The sequence below is a fragment of the Curtobacterium pusillum genome, assembly GCF_007673235.1.
GTDB classification, from domain to species: domain Bacteria; phylum Actinomycetota; class Actinomycetes; order Actinomycetales; family Microbacteriaceae; genus Curtobacterium; species Curtobacterium pusillum_C.
The window spans coordinates 700,043-721,450 of the sequence record NZ_VDZH01000002.1 but is presented as its reverse complement, the minus strand read 5'-3'; the positions used below and the strand labels follow the sequence as shown (position 1 = coordinate 721,450).

General features: G+C 71.3%; 19 protein-coding genes. 4 read left to right on the top strand and 15 right to left on the bottom strand.

All coding sequences use genetic code 11. From position 1 onward, the window contains the following. The first annotated feature begins 42 nt into the window (after positions 1 to 42). Both FS532_RS08155 and FS532_RS08150 read left to right on the top strand, forming a co-directional pair. Positions 43 to 1,638, top strand: coding sequence for an acyl-CoA carboxylase subunit beta (locus tag FS532_RS08155; protein ID WP_079236473.1), 1,596 nt, complete (start codon positions 43 to 45; stop codon positions 1,636 to 1,638). A gap of 29 nt (positions 1,639 to 1,667) precedes the next feature. Next, a complete protein-coding gene (locus FS532_RS08150; protein WP_222121955.1) occupies positions 1,668 to 1,904 on the top strand; it encodes an acyl-CoA carboxylase subunit epsilon in 237 nt (78 codons plus the stop codon). 529 nt (positions 1,905 to 2,433) lie between these two features. Here the strand turns inward: FS532_RS08150 and FS532_RS08145 are convergent. The 4 genes from FS532_RS08145 to FS532_RS08130 form a co-directional block, all read right to left on the bottom strand. After that, entirely contained in the window at positions 2,434 to 3,483 is a 1,050-nt protein-coding gene (locus FS532_RS08145; RefSeq protein ID WP_144752375.1) for a hypothetical protein, read from the bottom strand. Next, on the bottom strand, positions 3,480 to 4,796 hold the full coding sequence (locus tag FS532_RS08140) for a sensor histidine kinase (protein WP_144752372.1): 1,317 nt from the start codon (positions 4,794 to 4,796) through the stop codon (positions 3,480 to 3,482). The genes FS532_RS08145 and FS532_RS08140 overlap by 4 nt, the downstream gene beginning before the upstream one ends. Before the next feature lie 5 nt (positions 4,797 to 4,801). Continuing rightward, positions 4,802 to 5,515 (bottom strand): response regulator transcription factor, encoded by a 714-nt coding sequence (locus tag FS532_RS08135; RefSeq protein ID WP_144752369.1) that lies wholly within the window; start codon positions 5,513 to 5,515, stop codon positions 4,802 to 4,804. Positions 5,516 to 5,726: 211 nt separating this feature from the next. Then, positions 5,727 to 6,986 (bottom strand): class I SAM-dependent RNA methyltransferase, encoded by a 1,260-nt coding sequence (locus FS532_RS08130; protein WP_144752367.1) that lies wholly within the window; start codon positions 6,984 to 6,986, stop codon positions 5,727 to 5,729. A gap of 14 nt (positions 6,987 to 7,000) precedes the next feature. Between FS532_RS08130 and FS532_RS08125 the strand changes: the two genes are divergently transcribed. Both FS532_RS08125 and FS532_RS08120 read left to right on the top strand, forming a co-directional pair. After that, positions 7,001 to 7,792, top strand: coding sequence for a Maf family protein (locus FS532_RS08125; RefSeq protein WP_144752364.1), 792 nt, complete (start codon positions 7,001 to 7,003; stop codon positions 7,790 to 7,792). A 79-nt stretch (positions 7,793 to 7,871) separates the two neighbouring features. Beyond that, positions 7,872 to 9,647 carry an acetyl/propionyl/methylcrotonyl-CoA carboxylase subunit alpha gene (locus FS532_RS08120; RefSeq protein WP_144752361.1) on the top strand — a complete coding sequence of 592 codons (1,776 nt, stop codon included), beginning with the start codon at positions 7,872 to 7,874 and terminating at the stop codon, positions 9,645 to 9,647. 112 nt (positions 9,648 to 9,759) lie between these two features. Here FS532_RS08120 and FS532_RS08115 read toward each other — a convergent pair whose 3' ends face one another. The 11 genes from FS532_RS08115 to FS532_RS08065 form a co-directional block, all read right to left on the bottom strand. Then, positions 9,760 to 10,686, bottom strand: a complete 927-nt coding sequence (locus FS532_RS08115; RefSeq protein WP_144752358.1) for a hypothetical protein — start codon at positions 10,684 to 10,686, stop codon at positions 9,760 to 9,762. Positions 10,687 to 10,947: 261 nt separating this feature from the next. Beyond that, complete coding sequence (locus FS532_RS08110; protein ID WP_144752356.1) at positions 10,948 to 12,612, bottom strand: phospho-sugar mutase; 1,665 nt, start codon at positions 12,610 to 12,612, stop codon at positions 10,948 to 10,950. Continuing rightward, complete coding sequence (locus FS532_RS08105; RefSeq protein WP_144752353.1) at positions 12,609 to 13,436, bottom strand: purine-nucleoside phosphorylase; 828 nt, start codon at positions 13,434 to 13,436, stop codon at positions 12,609 to 12,611. The genes FS532_RS08110 and FS532_RS08105 overlap by 4 nt, the downstream gene beginning before the upstream one ends. Before the next feature lie 53 nt (positions 13,437 to 13,489). Next, positions 13,490 to 13,768 (bottom strand): PTS sugar transporter subunit IIB, encoded by a 279-nt coding sequence (locus tag FS532_RS08100; protein ID WP_144752350.1) that lies wholly within the window; start codon positions 13,766 to 13,768, stop codon positions 13,490 to 13,492. Beyond that, positions 13,765 to 14,211, bottom strand: coding sequence for a PTS sugar transporter subunit IIA (locus tag FS532_RS08095; RefSeq protein WP_144752347.1), 447 nt, complete (start codon positions 14,209 to 14,211; stop codon positions 13,765 to 13,767). Before FS532_RS08095 ends, FS532_RS08100 begins: the two co-directional genes overlap by 4 nt. A gap of 3 nt (positions 14,212 to 14,214) precedes the next feature. Then, the gene (locus FS532_RS08090) at positions 14,215 to 15,327 is read right to left on the bottom strand and encodes an adenosine deaminase (protein ID WP_144752344.1); all 1,113 of its coding nucleotides are present in this window, start codon (positions 15,325 to 15,327) and stop codon (positions 14,215 to 14,217) included. A 98-nt stretch (positions 15,328 to 15,425) separates the two neighbouring features. Continuing rightward, entirely contained in the window at positions 15,426 to 16,715 is a 1,290-nt protein-coding gene (locus tag FS532_RS08085; RefSeq protein ID WP_144752341.1) for a thymidine phosphorylase, read from the bottom strand. A 5-nt stretch (positions 16,716 to 16,720) separates the two neighbouring features. Continuing rightward, complete coding sequence (locus tag FS532_RS08080) at positions 16,721 to 17,200, bottom strand: cytidine deaminase (protein ID WP_144752338.1); 480 nt, start codon at positions 17,198 to 17,200, stop codon at positions 16,721 to 16,723. 16 nt (positions 17,201 to 17,216) lie between these two features. Continuing rightward, positions 17,217 to 18,506 (bottom strand): ABC transporter permease, encoded by a 1,290-nt coding sequence (locus FS532_RS08075; RefSeq protein WP_144752335.1) that lies wholly within the window; start codon positions 18,504 to 18,506, stop codon positions 17,217 to 17,219. Then, positions 18,503 to 19,852 carry an ABC transporter permease gene (locus FS532_RS08070; RefSeq protein ID WP_260852611.1) on the bottom strand — a complete coding sequence of 450 codons (1,350 nt, stop codon included), beginning with the start codon at positions 19,850 to 19,852 and terminating at the stop codon, positions 18,503 to 18,505. Before FS532_RS08070 ends, FS532_RS08075 begins: the two co-directional genes overlap by 4 nt. Then, the gene (locus tag FS532_RS08065) at positions 19,849 to 21,369 is read right to left on the bottom strand and encodes an ABC transporter ATP-binding protein (protein WP_144752332.1); all 1,521 of its coding nucleotides are present in this window, start codon (positions 21,367 to 21,369) and stop codon (positions 19,849 to 19,851) included. Before FS532_RS08065 ends, FS532_RS08070 begins: the two co-directional genes overlap by 4 nt. Between the last annotated feature and the right edge of the window lie 39 nt (positions 21,370 to 21,408).

Sequence of the window (21,408 nt, the reverse complement as noted above, 5' to 3'; positions counted from 1 at the left end):
TCCTCCAACCGACCCCGTGGTCACCGCCGGTAGGGTGAGCGGGTGACTTCAGGAGACACCCCCGATCTCTCGACGACGGCCGGCCGGCTCGCCGACCTCCGCGAGCGGTACCACGAAGCAGTGACCGCCGCGGGCGAGGCCGCGATCGCCAAGCAGCACGCCAAGGGCAAGACCACGGCGCGTGAACGCATCGAGCAGCTGCTCGACGAGAACTCCTTCGTGGAACTCGACGAGTTCGTCCGACACCGCACCCACGCCTTCGGCATGGAGTCGAAGCGACCGTACGGCGACGCGGTCGTCACCGGCTTCGGCACCATCCACGGCCGCAACGTCGCCGTGTACGCGCAGGACTTCACCGTCTTCGGCGGCTCCCTCGGCGAGGTCGCGGGCGAGAAGATCATCAAGGTGATGGAGCACGCCCTCAAGACCGGCGTGCCGATCATCGGCATCCTCGACTCCGGCGGCGCCCGGATCCAGGAGGGCGTCGTCGCCCTCGGCAAGTACGGCGAGATCTTCCGCCTGAACACCCAGGCGTCCGGCGTCATCCCGCAGATCTCGATCGTGATGGGCCCGGCGGCCGGCGGGGCGGTCTACTCCCCCGCGCTGACCGACTTCGTGATCATGGTCGACAAGACCAGCCACATGTTCGTCACCGGCCCCGACGTCATCAAGACCGTCACCGGCGAGGACGTCGGTTTCGAGGAACTCGGTGGCGCCCAGACGCACAACGCGGTCTCCGGCGTCGCGCACTACCTCGCCGAGGACGAGTCCGACGCGCTCGACTACGCCCGGTCGCTCATCGGCTTCCTGCCGGACAACAACCTCTCCGACGCCCCCGCGTACGACGTCGCACCCGAGCTCGAGACCACCGACGCCGACCACGAGCTCGACGTCGTCATCCCGGACTCGACGAACCAGCCGTACGACGTGACGACGATCATCGAGCACATCGTCGACGACGGCGAGTTCCTCGAGGTCCAGCCGCTGTTCGCGCCGAACATCCTGATCGGCTTCGGCCGGGTCGAGGGTCGCACGGTCGGCATCATCGCGAACCAGCCGCAGGCCATGGCTGGGACGCTGAACATCGACGCCGGCGAGAAGGCCGCCCGCTTCGTGCGGTTCTGCGACGCGTTCGGCATCCCGATCCTGACCCTGGTCGACGTGCCCGGCTACCTGCCCGGCACCGACCAGGAGTGGACCGGTGTGATCCGCCGCGGCGCGAAGCTCCTGTACGCCTACGCCGAGGCCACCGTCCCGCTCGTCACCGTCATCACGCGCAAGGCGTACGGCGGCGCGTACATCGTGATGGGTTCGAAGCAGCTCGGGGCCGACATCAACCTCGCGTGGCCGACCGCCGAGATCGCCGTCATGGGCGGCCAGGGCGCCGTCAACATCCTGTACCGCGCCGAGATCAAGCGCGCCGAGGAGTCCGGCGAGGACGTCGCGGCCGTCCGCGCGAAGCTCGCGAACGAGTACACCTACAACGTGGCGTCGCCGTACCTGGCGGCCGAGCGCGGTGAGCTCGACGGCATCATCCAGCCGCACGCCACCCGCGTCTCGGTCATCAAGGCGCTCCGTGCGCTCCGGGGCAAGCGCGCCACGCTGCCGCCCAAGAAGCACGGGAACATCCCGCTCTGATGGGCCGCCACGCAGCAGTCGTCCCACCCGTGCCCGTCGACGCGGCCCTCTCGGCCGCGGCCGACGTCCGGGTGGTGTCCGGCGAGCCCTCCCCGGAGGAACTCGCGGCCGTCATCGCCGTCCTGCAGCGACAGGCGGACGAGGCAGCAGCGAACGGCCGTCCCGAGGTCACCGTGTCGCCGCGCTCCGGCTGGGAGGCCTCCGCGCGGGGGCTCCGTCGTCCGCTCGAGCACGGCGTCGGCGTCTGGCCCCGCTCGCTCCGCTGATCCGTCGGGGCCTTGCGGGGCGCCGGGGGAACGGGCGACCATGTACCCCTGGGGTCCGGACGGGGCCGCGCGTTGCACCGTGCACTTCCCGGTCGGTCTCCCCTCACTCGGGGGACACGGAGGGTCCACGGCGTCGGAAAACGCAGGATTTGTCCCCCATAATGACGACTGACACGGGGCTTGGCGGAGGGCATAGTAGTTCGTGTTCGGTGTCCTTCAACGAAGAACATCGCAGGCGGTGGCCGACTAGGGTACGAAGCCACCACCAGCTACGAGTCAGGGCGATATTCGGGTTGTCGCTCAGACTCGGGTCGTGAACGGGCCGGTCGGATTCCGACCGGCCCGTTCCCCGTTTCCGGGGACGTCGAGTGCACCATGCCCTGGTCGCACCTCCGTTTCGACACCGCACCACAGGAACGACGCGTGTCCTGTCGCAGGATGCGTGCGCATCAGGCGGACGGGAGGCACGGTGCGGGCCCGCCCCGCGCCTCCAGTCCGCTGCCACGCGCCGCCGTGACGGACGCGGCCGCTACGCGGCCACGTGTCGCGGGATCTCCAGCCACAGGACCACGGAGTCGTCCTCGTCGCCGTCCTCGTCGTCCATGCCCGCGCCGAGCGCAGCGGACTCGCTCGCAGCCAGGTCCAGCCGCAGCCCGACGATCGTCACCGCGGAGTCGGAGCCCTCGGAGACGGTGCGGACGATGACGTTGTCGGCCTCGCGGGCCTGGCGCAGCGCCTCGGCGATCCGGGCGTGCACCCGTCGGAGGTCCTCGATCTCGAGGTCGTCGAGGCCGCCGTCGTCGTGCAGCTGCACGGTCGCACCCCGTCGACGCAGGCGCATCACCTCGTCGCGGACGTCGTCGGAGAGCAGGGAGCGGCCGCGGATCTCGTCGCGGATCGCCTGCTCGAGGTGCAGGCACTCGGCACGCTCGGCGGCGTCGAGGTCTCCCCCGGTGTCGATGATCCGCTGCAGCATCGGCAGCGCCATCCGCGTGGTCTGGCTGAGGCGGAACTGCCGCTCGAAGACGTGGGCGTCCTGCGCCGCCTGCCAGTCGACGGTCTCCTGCTCGGCGCGGACGAAGTCACGGGTGACGCGGGTGGCCCGGTTCATGGCCGCGGCGAAGCCGGTGGCGATCGCGACCCACGAGACGCTGCCGAGCACGCCGAGGGAGCCGAGCGCTCCGAGGCCCGCCCACGCGACCGTGTGCACGGCCAGGAACCCGACACCGATCCAGGCGAAGGGACCACGGCCACGCACCACCAGCACGACCATGAGGGTGCCCACGGCGGCGATCCACCACGTCGTGTAGTTGGGGCCGGACCGCAGCTCGACCACCGGCGAGGCGACGATCGGCATCACGATGGCAGTCCCGAGCGAGAAGCACGTCGCCCAGACCGGCAGGGTCCGCCCCGGCAGGAACACCGCGAGGCCCGTCGCGGCCGCGTAGAGGACCATGCAGGCGATGACCGGTCCGACGTCGAGCACGCGGGGCAGCGTCGTCGCAGCGAGCAGCAGGTGGTAAACGGAGAACAGTGCGGCGAGGCCGATGGCGACGCCGGCGGGGATCGACACCTTCATCGCTGGGCCTCCTGGTGCGGCGCCCAACCGAGCAGCACCCTGGTACCCGAGCCGGGGGCGGTGAGGATCTCGGCCGAGCCGCCGACGGCCACGACCCGTTCGACGATGGACCGACGGACGCCGAGCCGTTCCGCTGGGATCGCCTCGATGTCGAACCCGGCGCCGTCGTCACCGACCTCGACGTGCACGCCGGCGCCACGCTGCTCGACCCGGATCCACCGGTCGACGGTCGGTCCGCCGGCATGTTGCACGCTGTTCACCGCCGCCTGCAGGGCCGCGGAGGCCAGGGCGTCGGCGACGGTCGCGGGGATCCGCATGCTGCCGAGCTGGCCCGGCTGAACGCAGACCGGAGCGGCCAGCGCACCGACGGCATCGGTGATCCGGGCGCGCAGGTCGACGAGCGACACCGGCGGTGCGTCCCCGGGCCCGTCCGAAGCGGCGGCCTCGAGATGGTCGATCGCGTTCCGGGCCATCCGCGCCGCGAGCATCTCCGCGTCGGCGGTCTCGGCCCGCGCCGCCGAGAGCAGCGTCGTGAGGACGCTGTCGTGCACGATCGCGTCGACCTGCACCCGCTCGACCTCGGTGGCGTGCTCCCGGATCGCGTGCGAGTAGCGCCGGACCGCCGTGGCCTGCGCGGCATCGACCGCGGTGGCCGCCCGCCGGAGCACGACGGCGATGACGAGGACGGCCCCGCTGAGGATCGCCGTGTAGACGCCGTCGAGGAGCGCACGCACGCCCGCGTCGCCGCCGACCGGGGTGAGCCGGATGACGACGTACACGGCGGGTACGAGCGCGGTGTAGACCGTCGCGCGCCACGGCGCGAAGCCCATCGCGGCAGCGGTCGACCCGACCGTGCAGAGCCACCACGGCCACGGCACCTGGTCCGCCGGGATGGGTTCGCGGACGGTCAGCGGCCAGGTCACGAGCGCGACGAGGAACAGCAGCGCGCAGACGATCTGCGCGACCTGGGCGAGCCGCCGAGCGAAGACGGACGCTCCGACGAACAGGAACGACGCCGCGAGCCCGCAGGCCACGACCGGCCCCCACACCGGGTCGAGGTAGGGCAGCTGGTCGAGCACGGCCGGCACCGTGGTGGCGCCGAAGCCGAGCGCGGCCACGGCGATGAGGATCGCGAAGGCGCGCTCGACCGACGCCTGGGTGATGGACGCACGGACGCTCCGTGCGGGATCGGCGCCGAACGGACCCTGCCCACCGGGCGGGACCGTGCCGGTCGCGGGCAGCACGCCAGCGGTCCGCGCCGGACCGGCAGCCCGAGCCGAGCCGCCCGCCGGCACCGCGTCAGCCGCAGCCATCCGTCTCAGCGGCCGTCGCCGTCGGGGTCGATGCCGGAGTCGAGGCCCGGCAGGATGCCGTCCTCGACCGCACGGCGGAGCAGGTCGACCTTCGTCGGCGCGGGACGACCGACCTCGACGTACTTCACGCGGATGCGGTCGAGGTACTCACGCGCCGTCGAGTACCCGATGCCGAGCTGTTGGGCCGCCAGCTTGAGCGGCAGACCCGAGGCGTAGAGGTGCAGGATCTCGCGCTCGCGACGGCCGAGCTGCGCCTTCGCGAAGTCCCGGTCGGCGTCGATCGCGCTCGCCCACTCGAGGTTGTTGAGGACGTCCCCGCGGGCGACGGTCGCGACGGCGGCCATCACGGTCTTCGTCGCGGAGGACTTCGGGATGACGCCGGCGGCCCCTGCTGCCAGTGCTTCCCGGACGTTCGCGACCCGGTCGGCGATCGAGTGCACCAGGACCGCGGAACCGGTGCCCTGCACACCCTTCACGTTCGCGGTCACGGTGGAGCCGTCGCCGAGCGACAGGTCGAGGACGACGACGTCGACCTCACGCCCGTCGAGGTGCTCGATGTACTCGGGAACGCTCGCGGCGGTGAGGACCACCTCGAACCCCTCGTTCTGGCACGCTGCCTGGATCCCGAGTCGCACGGACTCGTGGTCGTCGACGATGGCGACACGGACGGGCTTGGTCGCCAGTTCGGTCGTTCCGGATGTGGTCGTGTCTGTTGCCACGGTGGCCTCTCTCGTCGATGCGCACCCCCGGCCCCTGAAACCGGGGAGCCATCACCGACCCAGGATACCCAGGTCGGACTCAGGCAACGGCTCGACGCGGGCGTGACACGGCGACGCGTGTTGCACTCCGACACACGCCGCGCAAATCGGCCAGAGGCGGCGCGTCGCCCACGACGGCAGCGCGCCGCGCCCGGCGGTAACGCGCTCGACGTCAGCCGACGGGCACCAGGCGCGCCACGGCCTCCAGGTGGTGCGTGTGCGGGAAGAGGTCGAAGGCGCGCAGTGCCTCCAGGCGGTACCCGAGGTCCGCGAACGTCGCGACGTCGCGCGCCAACGCGACCGGGTCGCAGGCCACGTAGACGACCTGTGCGGGCTGGAGCGCGGCGATCTGCACGACGACCTCACGCCCGGCGCCCGAGCGCGGCGGGTCGAGCACGATCGTCCCCGCACGGTGACGCTGCCGCTCGCCGGCCGACAGGCTCGACACGGTGCGCTGCAGCCAGCGGTCGACACGGCCGGTCTCGGCACGGGCGCCGATCCACTCGGCGAGGTTCTCCTGCGCGTGCTCGGTGGCACGCTCCGAGCTCTCCACGCTGATGAGCTTGGCGCGCGGTCCGACGAGGTCCCCGAGCGCGGCGCCGAGCAGCCCCACACCGCCGTACAGGTCGAGGTGCTGCCCCTCGGGGTCGAGCCGGTCCCGGTCGACGAGGTCCTGCACCGCGGCGGTCAACACGGCCGGGGCCGCGCGGTGCACCTGCCAGAACCCGTTGTCGTCGACGGCGAACGAGCGCTCCCCCACGACCTCGGTGACGACGGTCGGCTTCTGCTCGTCGATCACGAGTCGCGCACCCTCGGAGCCGCTCGGCGCGAGGACGTCGACGACGGACGCTCCGGGCATCGCGCCACGACCGAGCGGTGCGTTCTCCTGCACGACGCGGCTCGCGAGCGGGAGCGACGTGACCGGCACGACGGTGTGCGACCGGGCGGCGAAGGGACCGGCGGTGCCGTCCTCGTCGACGTGCAGGCGGACGCGGGTGCGCCAGCCGGTGCCGTTCGACTCGTCGTCGCCGGGTGCGGCCTCGACGACGACGTCGTGGCCGAGCACCTCGGCGAGGTCCGTGTGGGCGAAGCGTGCGAACGAGTCGACGAGGACGTCGTGCTTCAGCGTGCGCTGGTGCGCCAGCGCGATGTGCCCGAACTCGGCACCGCCGGCGCGGACGGCCGGATCGCGGTCGAGCGCGGCCTCGGGCCAGACGTGGTCGACGCGGTGCTCGCTCGGGGTCTCGACCGACACGGTGTCGGCGCGCCAGAACGACTTCTTCCGGTCCTCGGTGACGCGGGCGACGACGCGTTCGCCCGGGATCGCGTCCGACACGAACACCACCCGCCCCTCGTGCCGTGCCACCGAGATGCCGCCGTGGGCGATCCCGGTGACGTCGAGGTCGAGCAGCGTTCCGACGGATTCACCCATGGTTCGATGTTCCCATGCGTCTGTACCTCGCGAGTACCTCCCCCGCCCGTCGCGCCCTGCTCGCCCAGACCGGGATCGAGCCGGTGCTCGTCGCGCCGGGGGTCGACGAGGACGCCGCGGTCGCCTCGGCCGCCGCGTCGCTCGGTCGGGAACTCACCGGTCCGGAGCTCGTCGCGCTGCTCGCCGTCGCCAAGGCGTCGGCCGTCGCGGACGCCCCGGTGGCCGGCTCCCCCGTCGACGGCTTCGTGTTCGGCGGCGACTCCGCGTTCGAGGTCGAGGGCGCGCTGTACGGCAAGCCGCACGACCCGGCCGTCGCGCGCGAGCGGTGGCGGCAGATGCTCGCCGCCGGGGGCGGCACGCTGTGGAGCGGGCACTGCGTCATCGACCGGCGGCGGGCAGTGGACGCGCCCGGTTCGCAGCCTGGAGGCGCGGGGCGGGCCGGCACCGTGCCTCCCGTCCGCACCGTGGACGCGTCGGGCGGTGGGCCGCTGGGCCTGGCCGCGTCGTTCGCCGACGTCGCGCCCGGCGGGTCGGGGCTCGTCGCCTCCGGCGACCGTGTCGTCGCGGTCGACAGCGCGGTGCTCACCTTCGCGGACGACATGTCCCCCGAGGAGATCGACGCGTACGTCGCGACGGGCGAGCCGCTCGAGGTCGCCGGTGCGTTCACGATCGACGGGCGAGCGGCCGCGTACATCACCCGGATCGACGGCGCACCCTCCGCCGTGGTCGGGCTGTCGCTGCCGGTGCTGCGCTCGATGCTCCTGCGGGGCTTCGGCGTCGCCTGGCACGATCTCTGGGCTCTGTAGGAACCCACACTGCTTCGGCGAGGTTCTTTGTGGGTGCCAGTCAATTCGTGCCCCCGTCGCACGAATACGCTGGCTTACCATGCCCCGTATCAGCAAGGTCCTCATCGCGAACCGCGGCGAGATCGCCGTCCGCATCATCCGCGCGGCCCGCGACGCAGGCAAGGCATCGGTCGCGGTCTACGCCGACCAGGACCGTGACGCCCTCCACGCCCGCCTCGCAGACGAGGCCTACGCGCTGAACGGCACCACGAGCGCCGACACCTACCTCGTCATCGACAAGATCATCTCGGTCGCCCGCCGCTCCGGCGCGGACGCCGTGCACCCGGGCTACGGGTTCCTCGCCGAGAACGCCGACTTCGCCCGCGCCGTCATCGACGCCGGACTGACCTGGATCGGGCCGTCGCCGGAGTCGATCGAGCAGCTCGGCGACAAGGTGTCCGCGCGGCACGTGGCCGAGAAGGTCGGCGCACCGCTCGCCCCGGGGACGATCGAGCCCGTGCAGGACGTGTCCGAGGTCTTCGACTTCGTCGACCAGGTCGGGCTGCCGGTCGCCATCAAGGCAGCGTTCGGCGGCGGTGGCCGCGGGCTGAAGGTCGTGCGGGACCGCTCCTCGGTGGAGGAGCTGTTCGATTCCGCCACGCGTGAAGCCATCGCGGCGTTCGGTCGCGGCGAGTGCTTCGTCGAGAAGTACCTCGACAAGCCGCGCCACGTCGAGACGCAGTGCCTCGCCGACGAGCACGGCAACGTCGTCGTCGTCTCCACGCGCGACTGCTCGCTGCAGCGTCGCCACCAGAAGCTCGTGGAAGAGGCGCCTGCGCCCTACCTGACCGCTGACCAGACGGAGCGCCTGTACGAGTCGTCGAAGGCCATCCTCCGCGAGGTCGGCTACGTCGGCGCCGGCACCTGCGAGTTCCTCATCGGTGCCGACGGCACGGTCTCCTTCCTCGAGGTCAACACCCGCCTGCAGGTCGAACACTGCGTCTCCGAAGAGGTGACGGGCATCGACCTCGTCCGCGAGCAGTTCCGCATCGCCGAGGGCGGCGTGCTCGACTACTCCGACCCGTCGCCGAAGGGCCACTCGTTCGAGTTCCGCATCAACGGCGAGGACCCGGGCCGCAACTTCTTCCCGGCACCCGGCCCCGTGCACGCGTTCAACGCGCCGTCCGGCCCCGGTGTGCGCGTCGACTCGGGCGTCGTGTCCGGTGACGTGGTGTCCGGCTCGTTCGACTCGATGCTCGCGAAGCTCATCGTGACCGGTGCGACGCGCTCCGAGGCGTTGGAACGTTCGCGTCGTGCGCTGGCCGAGTTCGAGGTGACCGGTCTGCCGACCGTGCTGCCGTTCCACCGTGCGGTCGTGTCCGACCCGGCGTTCGCCACGGACGACTCGACGCCGTTCAGCGTGTACACGCAGTGGATCGAGACCGACTTCCAAAACGACATCCCCGCCTGGAGCGGCTCCCCCGAGGAGCTCCCGGCGCCGGCCGCCCGCGAGAGCGTCGTGGTCGAGGTGCAGGGCAAGCGCATCGAGGTCACCATGCCCTCGATCGTCGGCGGTGGCGCCGGTGCTGCCGGTCGTCGTCCGGCCGGGCCGTCCGCTCCGCCGAAGCGTCGTTCCTCCGGCGTCCGCGGAGGGCTGGCGTCCTCCGGCTCCGTGACGTCCCCGATGCAGGCCACCGTGGTGAAGCTCGCGGTCGCCGAGGGTGACACCGTGGTGAAGGGCGACCTGCTCGTCGTGCTCGAGGCCATGAAGATGGAGCAGCCCGTCGCTGCCCCGCGCGACGGCGTCGTCACCGGGCTGAACGCCCCCGTCGGCCAGACGATCTCGTCCGGCCACGTGCTGCTCGAGCTCGCGTAGGGCGCGCGGCGCTCGCGGCGCCCGCGGCCCGCCGCGGGTTCGCAAAACACCGGTGTTCGTACAAGGAACCCCCGTATGACGGGGTTCGGCGTACGAGCACCGGTGTCTTGCGTCACGACAGGCGAGCGATGCCGGCGCGTTCGAGGCGAGCCGGCGCGCTGCCGCCCGGTTCGACGTCGCGCCAGGTGACCCGGACGACCGTTCGGATCTCGGGGACCGCACGGAGTCGATCTTCCCGGAGCTTCTCGTCCATGACCACGCGCTCCGGAGTCCGTCCACCACGCATTTCTCGGTCGCGGTACTTCACGAGGCCGTCGAACTCGACCACCACTCCGGCCTCCGCGAACCAGAAGTCGACCCGCCCGATGAGTCCTTCGGCGTCGCGGAACTCGCGCTGCAGGGCAGGCGGCGGGAAACCCTCCTCAGCCCATCGAAGGCGAGCGACGGACTCCCCCGGCGAACCCGCGAGTCCGTCGGCGAACTCGATCGCACGCCGTGCCCGGCTGGATGCGCGAGGCCGCGGCGTGCGGCGTGCGAGCTCGGCCAGGAGCTCGTCCTTCGACACGCCTCGTGCGAGGACGGCGTCCAACACGACGATCGCAGTACGGAACGGTTCCCGGAGTGCGACGTCGACCGCTGTGACCGTCAGGGGCGTCACGGCGTAGCCGCCGATGTGTACCGGCTCGACGATGCGCTCCGCCGCGCCGACCTTCTGCAGGTGGGCACGGCGCTGTCCGTTGCGTCGCTTGGGGTCGAGGACAGCGACGAGTTCCGGTGTCTCCCCCAGCCAGGGCAGGTCGTGGAGCACGACGGCAGAGTGGTGCGAGACGATGAGGTCACCGCTGGTCCAGGGCATCACCGCATCGATCCTGGCGCGGTGCCGCTCGTGTTCCGTCGCGGTCGCGAAGACTGCGCGCACGACGTACCGACCCGGCGTCAGTCGCAACAGTTCACCGCGTCGAGCTGCGTCGATCAAGCGACGCTGCGCGCGTGGATCTGGATCGCCGGCGGCGACGCCGAACACCTCGAGACGTCCCATGACTGCACGATGGCAGTCTCCTGTTCCGGCTGGGAACAGTCGCGGAGGCGAGTGGATGATTCGGTCTCGATCAGCGGCTGTGGAGGAGTCGTCCCCCGATTCCTGACGCCCGGCACCCGACCTGGCGCGGCGCGGGCATGCAAAACACCGGTGTTCGTGCGTGGCACCGCGTCATGCTGGGGTGCGTTGGACGAACACCGGTGTTTTGGCGGCAGCGGCAGCGGCAGCGGCAGCGGCAGCGGCCGGCAGAGGAACCGGCGGCTACGAGACCAGGGGGCGGACTGCGGCGGCCAAGGTGTCGACGAGGGACTGGGCCTCGGTGGGGGTGGAGGCCACGGTGTCGATGTAGACCTTGACCTTGGGCTCGGTCCCGCTCGGGCGGACGATCACCCGGGCGTCACCGGCGAGGTCGTAGCGCAGGATGTCGGACGGCGGGAAGCCCTCCACACCGTCGAGGTAGTCCGTCGTCGTCAGGACGTCGACACCACCGAGGGACGCCGGCGGCGACGACCGGAGGGACTGCATGATCGTCCCGATGCGCGAGAGGTCGTCCACGCGGGTCGCGACCTGGCCGGAGGCGAACGCACCGAACTCCGCCGCGAACGCCTCGAGGTGGTCGGCGATCGTCGAACCCGATGCAGCGAGGTCGGACGCGAGCGACAGCAGTGACAAGGCCGCCGAGATGCCGTCCTTGTCGCGCACCACGTCCGGGTCGACCAGGTAGCCGAGCGCTTCCTCGTACCCGAACAGCAGCTCGGGCACACGGGAGACCCACTTGAACCCGGTCAGGGTGTCGCGGTACTCCAGCCCGTGCCGCGCCGCGACGCGTGCGAGCGCCGGCGAGGACACGATCGACGCCGCGAGCGTCCCCGAACGACCGGCGGCGGACGCCTGGACGGCAGCACGCCACCCGAGGAGCCACCCGACCTCGTTGCCCGAGAGCCGGCGGAAGGAACCGGAACCGTCCGGGACGGCGAGCGCCAGACGATCGGCGTCCGGGTCGTTCGCGATCACGAGGTCCGCCCCGACAGCGACGCCGCGCGCGATCGACAGGTCCATCGCCCCCGGTTCCTCGGGGTTCGGGAACGACACCGTGGGGAACGCCCCGTCGGGCTCGATCTGCTCCGGCACCGTCGACGGCACGGCGAACCCGGCAGTCTCGAACACCGCACGGGCGGTCTCCCACCCGACGCCGTGCATGGCCGTGTAGACGACCTTCGGCTGGGCGTCGACCGGGAGGCGCGGTGCCGGCACCGTCGCGGCCGTCGCGTCGACGTACGCCTGCACCAGGGCGTCACCCGCCACCGCGTAGTCGGTCGCCCGAACGAGATCGCGCACGTCGCCTGCGGCGACGTCGTCGATCGCCGCGGCGATCGCGCCGTCGACCGGTGGGACGATCTGCGAACCGTCGTCGGCCTCGCCGAGGTACACCTTGTAGCCGTTGTCCCGCGGCGGGTTGTGGCTCGCGGTGACCATGACCCCGGCACCGACGTCGAGGTGCCGGACGGCGAACGCCAGGACGGGGGTGGGGAGCGCCGACGGCAGCAGGGTGACGTCGAGCCCGAGTCCGCGCATCACCTCGGCGGAGTCGCGGGCGAAGACGTCGGAGTTCACCCGGCCGTCGTAGCCGATGACCACGCTGCGGCGACGACCGGTGTCGATGAGGAACCGGGCGAGCCCGGCGGCAGCCTGGGTGACGACGACGCGGTTCATCCGGAGCGGACCGTACCCGAGCTCGGCGCGGAGTCCGGCGGTACCGAACTGCAGCCGTCCGTCGAACCGGGCGGCGAGCTCGCGCACGGCTGCCCCGTCACCAGTCGCGGCCGCGTCGATCGCAGTGGCGAGTTCGCGCTGTGTCGCGACGTCCGGATCCTGTGACGCCCAGGCGCGAGCGACCGCGAGCACCCCCGCCAGGTCCAGCTTCACAGTGCGCCCACCACGCGGGCGAGCAGGTCGGCGATGACGGGCTCGGCCTGCTTGCCGGCTTCGAGCACCTCGGCGTGGGACAGCGGCGTCTTCTGGATGCCGGCGGCGAGGTTCGTGATGAGCGAGAAGCCGAGGACCTCCATGCCCGCCTGCCGTGCCGCGATGGCCTCGAGCGCCGTCGACATGCCGACGATGTGCCCGCCGATGGTCTTCGCCATCTGCACCTCGGCCGGGGTCTCGTAGTGCGGCCCGCGGAACTGCGTGTAGACGCCCTCGTCGAGCGTCGGGTCGATCGTGTGGGCGATCGCCCGCAGCCGCGCCGAGTAGAGGTCGGTCAGGTCGACGAACGTCGCGCCCTCGAGCGGGCTGTCCGCGGTGAGGTTGATGTGGTCGCTGATGAGCACGGGCGTGCCGGGCGTCCAGTGCTCCTTGATGCCGCCGGCACCGTTGGTGAGCACCATGATCGAGGCGCCCGTGGCCGCGGCGGTGCGGACGCTGTGCACGACGCGACGGACCCCGTGGCCCTCGTAGTAGTGCGTGCGGGCACCGATGACGAGCGCGTGCCGACCGTCGGCGAGGCGGATCGAGCGAACGGTGCCGGAGTGCCCGGGCACTGCGGACGCGCTGAAACCGGGGACGTCGGCGGCATCGATCGACGACACGGTCTCACCGATGAGGTCGGCGGCCTTGCCCCAACCGGAACCGAGGGTCAGGGCGATGTCGTGCCGCTCGATCCCGGACTTCGCAGCGATGACTGCGGCGGCGTCGCGCGCGACCTCGAACGGGTCGGCGGCGGGGTCGTTCAGCGGGTTCTCCGTGCTCATGCCCCAACTCTAAAGGGACAGAACACAGCCCGGCGAACGGGTCGGAACCCGGGTCAGTGCTCGCCGAGCGCCCGGTCCACGGCCGCCGTGATCTCGCCCTGGTCGAAGTGGTTCCGGATGACGATGACCTCGGCGTAGGTGTCACCGATCGCTTCGACGAACTCGGCGCTCGTCAGGATGACGTTCGCGTCGTCCGAGACTTCACGCACCGAAGCGACGTCCGCCGCGACGACGGACGCCTGCAGGCCGAGCGCGCTGAGGGCCTTCTCGGCGTTCACCTTGAGGATCCCGCTCGAGCCGATCCCGGCGCCGCAGATGGTCACGATCTTCACGCGGAGACCCCCATGATCGTACGGACCTCGTCCGCCGTGGCCGCCGCGGCGAGCCGCCCGGTGACGGTGGCGTCGTTGAACAGGTTCGCGATCTCGCCGATGGACTCGAGGTGCGCCCCGACCCCGGCGACCGCGAGGCCGAGCACGACCCGGACCGGGTCGTTGTGCGGGTGCCCGAAGGTCACCGGAGACTCGAGCGTCACGACCGAGAGCCCGTCACGGAGCACGGCGGGCCCCGGACGGGCGTGTGCGAAGGCCAGGCCGGGCGAGATCACGATGTAGGGGCCGTGTTCCTCGACCAGCCCGATCATCGCGTCGGTGTACGGATCGGTGGCGGCGCCCGAGGCCACGAGCGCACCGCCGGCCAGCCGGAGCGCGTCGCGCCACGAGGACGCGGTCGCCCCGAGCACGACGGCTTCGTCAGGCAGCGGCGGCAGTGGCATGCGTCAGGCCTCCTGGTGACCGGCCGTGATGGTGGCGATGATCTCCTCGCGGTCCTCGAGTGGCAGGAACGAGCCGAGGGCCGCGTTGATCTGGAACGCCGCGAGGTCGTCGAGGTCGTAGCCGAACGTGCCGGCCAGGAGCGCGAGCTCCTTCGACAGCGAAGTCCCGCTCATCAGGCGGTTGTCGGTGTTCACCGTCACCCGGAACCCCAGCTGGTAGAGCACGTCGAACGGGTGGTCGGCGAGGTCGTCGCCCCACGCGGCGATCGCGCCGGTCTGCAGGTTCGACGACGGGGAGACCTCGAGCGGGATCTCGCGGTCGCGGACCCACGACGCGACCTCGCCGAGGGAGGCCAGCGTCGAGCCGTCACCGGCGTCGGACAGCGTGACGTCCTCGAAGATCCGGACGCCGTGGCCGAGGCGCAGGGCCCGGCCGTCGACGAGGGCGGACCGGATCGAGGCGAGGCCGTCCGCCTCGCCCGCGTGCACCGTGACGGGGAAGAGCTCGGAGGCGAGGTAGTCGAACGCGGCGCGGTGGTTCGCCGGCGGGAAGCCGGCCTCGGCTCCGGCGATGTCGAAGCCGACGACACCGGCGTCCCGGTGCCGGACGGCGAGCTCGGCGATCTCGAGCGAGCGATCGGCGTGGCGCATCGCCGTGACGAGCTGACCGACGCGGATGCCGCCACCAGCGGCCTCGACCGCTTCCTCGATGCCGGCCTGGACGGCGTCGACCGTCTCGTCGAGGGTCAGGCCGCCCTGCAGGTGCTGCTCGGGTGCCCAGCGGACCTCGCCGTAGACGACGCCGTCGGCGACCAGGTCCTCGACGAACTCCTTCGCGACGCGGTGCAGCTGCGGAGCGGTCTGCATCACCGACGTGGTGACGTCGAAGGTCTTGAGGTACTCGACGAGCGAGCCGGAGTTCGACTGGTCGGCGAACCACTGCCCCAGCTCGGCCGCGTCGGTGGTCGGCAGCGACACACCAGACGACTCCGCCAGCTCGACGATCGTCGCCGGACGCAGACCACCGTCGAGGTGGTCGTGCAGCGAGACCTTCGGCAGGTCGTTGATGACCGCTCCGGCGTCGGGCAGGCGGTAGGTCGGGGCGTCGGCGCTCATGCCCCCAGGCTATCGGTGGTCACCGACCGAGCGCAGGCACCTGTGCACAACAGACGGACGAACGGACTGGAGGCTCCCCACAGGTCAGCCGACGGGCTTCAGCCCGCGATGCGCTCCCGCACGATCGGACCGCGCGGCTCCGCCGACGTACCGATCGCCCACGCCCCCTCGAGCGACTCCAGCGCCCGCGGGATCCGCGACTCGTCGTCGCTGTGCAGCGTCCAGAGCGGCTGTCCCTCGGTCACGGTGTCCCCCGGCTTGACGTGCAGTTCGATGCCCGCGCCGGCCTGCACCGGGTCCTGCGCGCGCGCACGACCGGCACCGAGGCGCCAGGCCGAGACGCCGAACGGCAGCGCGTCCTGCTGCGTGAGCACGCCCGACGACGGCGCGGTGACGACGTGCTGCTCGCGAGCGACCGGCAACGCGGCCGAGGGATCGCCGCCCTGCGCCGAGATCATCCGACGCCAGGTGTCCATCGCCCGGCCGTCGGCCAACGCCGCGGCCGGGTCGGCGTCCGGCAACCCGGCGAGCGTCAGCATCTCCGAGGCCAGTGCCACGGTCAGCGCGACGACGTCGGCGGGTCCGCCGCCCTCCAGCACCTCGACCGACTCCCGCACCTCGAGCGCGTTGCCGATCGTCAGGCCGAGCGGGACCTCCATGTCGGTCAGCAGTGCCGAGGTCTTCACCCCGGCGTCGTTCCCGAGGTCGACCATCGTCTGAGCCAGCTCGCGCGACGCCTCGTACGTCGGCATGAACGCACCGGACCCGAACTTCACGTCGAGCACGAGCGCACCGGTGCCCTCGGCGATCTTCTTCGACATGATGCTCGACGCGATGAGCGGGATGCACTCGACGGTGCCGGTGATGTCCCGCAGGGCGTACAGCTTCTTGTCCGCGGGCGCCAGGCCCGTGCCAGCGGCACAGATCACGGCACCGACGTCCGACAGGATCTCGAGGAGACGCGAGTTCGACAGCGCAGCCTGCCACCCGGGGATCGACTCGAGCTTGTCGAGCGTGCCACCCGTGTGGCCGAGCCCGCGGCCGGACAGCTGCGGCACCGCGACGCCGAACGACGCCACGAGCGGCGCCAGCGGCAGCGTGATCTTGTCGCCGACCCCGCCGGTGGAGTGCTTGTCCACCGGCGTCTTGCCGAGCGACCCGAACGACATCCGCTCCCCCGACGCGATCATCGCGAGCGTGAGGTCCTTGATCTCCCGGCGTTCCATCCCGTTCAGGAAGATCGCCATCGCCATGGCCGCCATCTGCGGGTCCTCGACGTAGCCGCGCGTGTACGCGTCGACCAGCCAGTCGATCTCGGCGGTGCTCATCGCCCCGCCGGAGCGCTTCGTGCGGATGAGGTCGACGGTGTCGAAGGGCTCGACGGCCATGGGGATCAGTGCTCCTGCTGGTAGGTGGCGAGGGTCCGGGGTCCGAACGCGTCGGGCAGGACCTCGTCGATGGTGCGGATGCCGGACACGGTCTCGAGGAGCATGCCCTCGGTCGAGTGCTCGAACAGCAGCTGACGGCAGCGGCCGCACGGCATCAGGGTGGCGCCGTCGCCGTCGACGCACGTGAACGCGACGAGCTTGCCGCCACCGGTCATGTGCAGCTGCGACACGAGCGAGCACTCCGCGCAGAGCGTGACGCCGTAGGACGCGTTCTCGACGTTGCAGCCGGAGACGATCCGGCCGTCGTCGGTGAGCGCCGCGGCGCCCACCGGGAACGACGAGTAGGGCGCGTAGGCGTGCCGCATCGCGGCCGTCGCTGCGGTCCGCAGGGCGGTCCAGTCCACGTCAGACTGGAGGCGCGGGGCGGCGTCCGCAGGGGCGGTGGCGGTGACCGCCTGGTCACCCTGGGCGTTCGTGTGGGTCATGTGCCGCGCCTCCCGGCTAGCTCTTGATGTACGGCTTGCCGGACGCGGCAGGACCGCGCGACTGCCCGACCAGGCCGGCCACCGCGAAGATCGTCACCACGTACGGGAGCATCAGCAGGAACTCGCTCGGGACGGGCGAGTTGATCGCGCCGAGCGTGTTCTGCAGGTTCGACGCGAAGCCGAACAGCAGCGCCGCGAGCGTGGCCTTGATCGGGTCCCACCGGCCGAAGATGACGGCGGCCAGCGCGATGTAGCCGGCGCCCGCGGTCATGTCCTTCGTGAACGGTCCGACCGCGTCGAGGGTGAAGTACGCGCCACCGAGGCCCGCGATCGCCCCCGCGAGGGAGACGTTCCAGAACCGCGTGCTCGTGACGTTGATGCCGACCGTGTCGGCCGCCTGCGGGTGCTCACCGACCGCGCGGAGGCGAAGGCCCCAGCGGGTCTTGAACAGCGCGAACGTGACGACCGCGACGGCGATGTAGGCCAGGTAGACGACGACCGTCTGCTCGAAGAACACCGGACCGATGACCGGGATCTGGTGGAGCAGCGGGATGTCGATCTTCGGGAAGCGCACGCCGACGTTGAGCGTGGTCTCGTTCGGCGAGAGCACCTGCGAGTACAGGAAGCCGGTCAGGCCGGAGATGAACGCGTTGATGACGACACCGACGATGACCTGGTCGACGAGGTACTTGATGCTGAACGCCGCGAGGATGAACGACACCAGGACACCGGCGACGAGCGCACCGACGAGTCCCACCCACGGCGAACCGGTCAGCGACGCGATGAGCGCCGAGGTGAACGCGCCGGCGAGGAACTGGCCCTCGATCGCGATGTTCACGACACCGACGCGCTCCGAGATGACGCCGCCGAGGGCACCGAACACGAGCGGGACGCTGAGGCCCAGGGCGCCGACGAGCAGGCCGGGCAGCGGGACGGTGGCTCCGGCGGCTGCCCAGGTCAGGAAGCCGACGACGAACACGACCGCGAAGACCGACGTGACCCAGAGCGGGACGCGTCGGAAGGCCCGGACCTCGACGAACGCGTACACGGTGGCGATCGCCAGGAGGACGACGACCACGTACCCGGTCGCACCGGCGGCCAGCGGGACGTCCGGCAGGGCGAAGAAGTCGCCGCTGTTGGCGAGGCGGAACGTCGTCGTGCCGGTGCGGTGGAGCAGGACGAAGAACACGAGCGCGAGCGCCGTGAAGACGGCGTACCCGATCGGGAGCTTCCAGCTGCGGGTGGTCTCGACCGGACGGTCGGCGAGGGGCGACGCCGGTGCCGCCGTGGGGCTGAGGGTGCTCACGCGGCGACCGCCTTCTTGCTGTTCTTCGTGGTGACGCGACGACGTGCACCCGGCTGCGGGATCCGGAAGATCGCGCGGACGAGCGGCGGGGCCGCGATGAAGAGGACGATGAGGGCCTGGATGACGCCCACGATGTCGATCGGGATGCCGTTCGCGGCCTGCATGGCGTAGCCACCGTTCTTCAGCACGCCGAACAGGATCGCCGCCCAGAACACGCCCCACGGCTTCGAGCGTCCGAGGAGTGCGACGGTGATCGCGTCGAAGCCGATGCCGGCGTCGATGCCCGAGGTGAACCCGGTCGTGACCGCGCCCTGCACCTGGTACGCACCGGCGATGCCGACGAGGGCACCGGAGATGACGAGCACCCAGATGGTGAGGGCGGGCACGCTCATGCCGGCGACCCGGGCCGCACGGGGGTTCTCACCGATCGTGCGGAACCGGAAGCCGAGCGACGACTTGTTGACGAGCCACCACACGACGACGACCGCGAGGATCGCCACGATGAATCCGAGGTCGATGCCGTACCGCGCGCCGAAGAGCGACGGGAGCACCGCGCTGTCCTTCGTCGCGGGTGAGATCGGGTTCGTGCTGCCCGGCGCCTGCAGCAGCTTCGGGGTGCGCAGCAGGTAGCTCACCAGGTACAGCGCCACGTAGTTGAGCATGATCGTGACGATCACCTCGTGCGCACCGGTGCGGGCCTTGAGCACACCGACGATGCCGCCCCAGACCGCGCCACCGACGATGCCGGCGACGATGGTGAGGGGGATGTGGATCGCGGCGGGCAGGTCGAAGGAGAACCCGACCCAGCCGGCGGCTGCGGCGCCCATCAGGATCTGCCCCTGGCCGCCGATGTTGAACAGTCCGGCGCGGAACGCCAGGGCGACGCCGAGGCCCGCGGCGACGAGCGGCACCGCGTAGTCGACCGAGCGGGTGAGCGGCACGATGGCCTGCTGGAAGCTCGAGGCGCCGAAGTTGACCACGGACCCCTCGAACAGCGAGGCGTAGGAGCCGCCGACCGCGGTGCCGATCGCCCGGAGCGTGTCGACGGGGCGGGCGAAGAAGTAGCCCGCGGCCGCGCGGACGTTCTCGTCGGTGATCGCGATGAGGATGCCGCACGCGACGAGCGCGAGGACGACGGCGAGCACCGTGACGAGGGCGGAGCCGTTCAGGATGCCCTGGAGGGCGGCGTGCCAGCGGTCCTCGCCGTTGCGGCGCTCGGTGTCCTCGGCGGAGTCCGTCATGAGGTGCGGGGTGGACTCGACGTCCTGCAGGCGGTCGTCCGTCAGCGGGGCGCCGGACTCGGGCTGCGTCTCCGGCTGCGTGTTGTCTGGCGTGGGGGTGCTCACGCTGCCAGCTCCGTTCCTTCGGGCAGTTCGCCCGCCATCATGAGACCGAGGACGTCGCGCGGGGTGTCCGCGGGGACGATGCCGACGATCCCGCCGCGGTACATCACGGCGATCCGGTCGGCGAGCGCCACGACCTCGTCGAGCTCCGTGGAGACGACGATGACCGGGACGCCGGTGTCGCGGGTCGCGACGATGCGCTTGTGCACGAACTCGATCGACCCGACGTCGATGCCGCGCGTGGGCTGCGCCGCCACGAAGAGCCGCAGGTCGCGGCTGAGTTCGCGGGCGAGGACGATCTTCTGCTGGTTGCCGCCGGAAAGGCGCCCCGCGGCGGTGGTGCGACCGGGCGTGCGGATGTCGAACTCGGCGATCTTCTCGTCGGCGAAGGCGTCGCGCTCCGCCGAGCGGATGGTGCCGGCGCGGACGAACTCGGCGTGGTCGGCACGGTCGAGCATGAGGTTCTCGGCGATGGTGAACTCGCCGACGAGCCCGTCCTCCTTGCGGTCCTCGGGCACGAAGCCCACGCCCGCGTCGAGGATCTGCTTGACGCTGCGGCCGGTGAGTTCCCGACCGTCGAGCGTGACCCGCCCGCCGTGCACTGACTCGAGGCCGAGGATCGCCTCGGTGAGCTCGGTCTGGCCGTTGCCCTGGACCCCGGCGATCGCGAGGATCTCGCCCCGGCGGACGCTGAACGAGACGTCGTCGACGAGCACGATGCCGTTCGGGTCGGTGACGGTCAAGCCGTCGACGACGAGGGCGTCCTCGCCCCCGGTGGCAGGCGTCTTGTCGACGACGAGCGAGACCGCGCGGCCGACCATCAGCGCTGCGAGCTCGTTGTTCGTCGCGGTGGGCGATGCCTCGCCGACGACCTTGCCGAGCCGGATCACGGTGATGCGGTCGGCGACTGCGCGGACCTCGCGGAGCTTGTGGGTGATGAAGACGATCGCGGTGCCCGCCTCGCGGAGCTGCCGCATGATGCCCATCAGCTCGTCGGTCTCCTGCGGGGTGAGGACGGCCGTCGGCTCGTCGAACACCAGGACCTTCGCGTCGCGGGACAGCGCCTTGATGATCTCGACGCGCTGCTGCACGCCGACGGGCAGGTCCTCGACCTTGGCGTCCGGGTCGACGTCGAACCCGAAGCGCTCGGAGATCTCCCGCACGCGCTTGCGCGCACCGGCGAGGTCGAGCCGACCGCCGAACGTGGTCTGCTCCTGACCGAGCATGACGTTCTCGGCGACGGTGAACACGGGGACGAGCATGAAGTGCTGGTGCACCATGCCGATGCCGGCGCGCATGGCGTCGCCGGGGCCGTCGAAGTCCTGGACGACGTCGTCGAGGAGGATCTCGCCCTCCTCCGCCTGGTACAGGCCGTAGAGGACGTTCATCAGGGTCGACTTGCCGGCGCCGTTCTCGCCGAGGAGGCAGTGGACCTCACCCGGCTCGACGGTGAGCGAGATGTGGTCGTTGGCGACGAGGGGGCCGAACCGCTTCGTGATGCCGCGGAGTTCGAGCTTCATGTTCGGGAGTCTATTTCTGTCTCACGCGCGCCACACGGG

Bases quoted from the DNA above. Each gene is read 5' to 3' on its own strand.
- FS532_RS08065 (WP_144752332.1), bottom strand. From the start codon at position 21,369: ATGAAGCTCGAACTCCGCGGCATCACGAAGCGGTTCGGCCCCCTCGTC.
- FS532_RS08145 (WP_144752375.1), bottom strand. From the start codon at position 3,483: ATGAAGGTGTCGATCCCCGCCGGCGTCGCCATCGGCCTCGCCGCACTG.
- FS532_RS08085 (WP_144752341.1), bottom strand. From the start codon at position 16,715: ATGGCCGTCGAGCCCTTCGACACCGTCGACCTCATCCGCACGAAGCGC.
- FS532_RS08125 (WP_144752364.1), top strand. From the start codon at position 7,001: ATGCGTCTGTACCTCGCGAGTACCTCCCCCGCCCGTCGCGCCCTGCTC.
- FS532_RS08080 (WP_144752338.1), bottom strand. From the start codon at position 17,200: ATGACCCACACGAACGCCCAGGGTGACCAGGCGGTCACCGCCACCGCC.
- FS532_RS08105 (WP_144752353.1), bottom strand. From the start codon at position 13,436: ATGAGCACGGAGAACCCGCTGAACGACCCCGCCGCCGACCCGTTCGAG.
- FS532_RS08120 (WP_144752361.1), top strand. From the start codon at position 7,872: ATGCCCCGTATCAGCAAGGTCCTCATCGCGAACCGCGGCGAGATCGCC.
- FS532_RS08090 (WP_144752344.1), bottom strand. From the start codon at position 15,327: ATGAGCGCCGACGCCCCGACCTACCGCCTGCCCGACGCCGGAGCGGTC.
- FS532_RS08130 (WP_144752367.1), bottom strand. From the start codon at position 6,986: ATGGGTGAATCCGTCGGAACGCTGCTCGACCTCGACGTCACCGGGATC.
- FS532_RS08095 (WP_144752347.1), bottom strand. From the start codon at position 14,211: ATGCCACTGCCGCCGCTGCCTGACGAAGCCGTCGTGCTCGGGGCGACC.
- FS532_RS08140 (WP_144752372.1), bottom strand. From the start codon at position 4,796: ATGGCTGCGGCTGACGCGGTGCCGGCGGGCGGCTCGGCTCGGGCTGCC.
- FS532_RS08115 (WP_144752358.1), bottom strand. From the start codon at position 10,686: ATGGGACGTCTCGAGGTGTTCGGCGTCGCCGCCGGCGATCCAGATCCA.